Genomic DNA, 2,105 nt, shown 5'->3' with positions numbered 1-2,105 from the left:
AAAAAGCGCATACTCCTCAATATAACCGATAAGGGCAAAAGGGAAGAACGCTCACGGCTCATGGATGGACTGGACAAGCAGAAGGCCCGGGATACGATCATGGCCAGGGCCGGGGAAAGGCGCGCCAGGAAGAACAGGGACCGCCGGTACATTGCGGTAGCTGCCTCCGTGGCCATCCTGCTCGGTGCCACGTTCCTTCTGGACAGAAACGGAGCACCGACGGTAGGCACCATTGTTGCGGACAACCATATAAGTACGGGCACCGACAGGGCGACCCTGACGTTGGCGGACGGTTCCGAGGTGGCCCTGGAAAAGGGACGGCCCTACCGATCGGGCAACGTTACCGGCAACGGCGAGGAAATAGTATACCTGCCGGCCGAACGGCCCGGCAACGGGGCCACGACAGAGGAAACGGCCCATAACATGCTGACGGTCCCCCGTGGGGGGCAGTTCCGGATAACCCTGTCCGACGGCACCAAGGTCTGGCTGAACTCCGAGTCCCGGCTAAGGTACCCGGTAGCCTTCGGCGATGGCGGGACCAGGGAAGTGACCCTTGTCCACGGCGAGGCCTATTTCGACGTGTCACCGGCCGCAATGCACCGGGGCGCAAAGTTCAAGGTTCGCAACCGGTTCCAGGAGGTCGAGGTCCTGGGGACCGAGTTCAACATCAGGGCCTATAGGGACGAGACGCAGATCTATACCACCCTGGTAGAGGGACAGGTCCTGGTCGGCCACCAGCACAGAAAACAGTTTCTGGCACCTGCCCAACAGTCCATCCTGGATACACGTAACAACAACATGGCCCTGGCCACGGTCGATACCTCCAAAGAGGTCTCCTGGAAACAGGGCACGTTCAGTTTTCAGGACAAGACCCTGAAGGAGATCATGAAGGTCCTTTCCCGGTGGTACGACATGGAAGTGGTCTTTGCGGACAGGGCCCTGGAGGACGAAATGTTCGTGGGAACGTTCAAAAGGGACTTTTCGATAGAAGGGATCCTCTCGGCCATTAAAAAGACCGGTTCCATCAACGGCTATAACATAAAGGAAAGGACACTGACCATTGAGTAGGGCAGCGCACACAGGCGGCCCCGGCGCAGCAAAAAACATAAACGAACATATAACGAACAATATAAACTAACGATCAAACAGCCCCGGCCATGAAGACATACGATCTTATCAGCACCATCGGCACGAGCCCCCAGACCAAAGTGAGGGGTGGCCACGAAATGCCGTTCGGGCCCGGTACGGATACGGATACCGCCGATGATATCACCGTGACCGTGACCCTATCGGGAGGCTCCGGGCTCAGGTTCGCCCCATTGGGCCTGGCAAGGGACAGTGCCCCGGACCGGGGCCCCTCCGGCCCAGATCGTACCGGCGCCGTTTCCTTTACGGTAAGGGCACCGGCCATGGAACTCGACGGCGGCCAAAAGGCCCCTACGGGTCCAAGCGCCATAGGCTATATGATGCACGTCAAGGACCTTCCGGGCGCAAAGCTCATAAGGATATACAACAGTGCAAGGCAGAAAGTGCTGGAGTACCGGAACACGGGCGGCGACATATCCCGCCTGACAAAAGGCATGTACTTTTTTAGGGACCTGCGGGTCGGTTAGGGCACGGGAGCCAAAAAAAATATGAAGGAGCAGAACAGGAGAACATAAAAAAATAAAACGATTATAAACAGTTATAAAAAGGGAACAAGAAGGCCTTTAGATTGGTCAAGTTTAGAGAGATTGACCAATCCAGATCATCTTTTCCCTTTTAATCGAAAAGAATTCCCCGACGCCCTGTGTCGGGCCTGCTGGGAGGCAGGATTGTCATTCCCATGAAATCGTAGGGTTCATGAACGCATTGATATAAAATAGAAAACAATGAACAAAATGGGAATCTGGATAACAGAATTTCGGTTTTTGGCCCTAAGGTCAAAACCTGTGCTCAACTTGATTGGGTATGAAACGAGCGAAACATGCACTGAGCACAGCCGAGTACGGGCAGTGCCCTTGCAGGGCGGCATGAAAGTAAGGTAAGGAACGAACGGGACGGCCGTTAGGACGGGCCCGTTTTAAAAAATATACAAGGAGGAACGCAGCCCGTGCCGGGACGGT

2 protein-coding genes are annotated in these 2,105 nt (G+C 55.4%); both read left to right on the top strand.

From position 1 onward, the window contains the following. On the top strand, window positions 1-1,068 hold a 1,068-nt coding region (locus PQO00_RS20245), incomplete at its 5' end, for a FecR family protein (RefSeq protein ID WP_274186674.1). A gap of 89 nt (window positions 1,069-1,157) precedes the next feature. Further along, entirely contained in the window at window positions 1,158-1,613 is a 456-nt protein-coding gene (locus PQO00_RS20240) for a hypothetical protein (RefSeq protein WP_274186673.1), read from the top strand. The last annotated feature ends 492 nt before the right edge of the window (window positions 1,614-2,105 follow it).

Origin of the sequence: Flavivirga sp. 57AJ16 (assembly GCF_028736925.1) — a bacterium.
In the GTDB taxonomy this organism is placed as follows: domain Bacteria; phylum Bacteroidota; class Bacteroidia; order Flavobacteriales; family Flavobacteriaceae; genus Flavivirga.
Note: the sequence above shows the minus strand (reverse complement) of the source record. Positions and strands in the feature narration are given on the sequence as shown.

Excerpts from the sequence above, each read along its gene's own strand:
- PQO00_RS20240 (WP_274186673.1), top strand. The coding sequence starts at position 1,158 with ATGAAGACATACGATCTTATCAGCACCATCGGCACGAGCCCCCAGACC.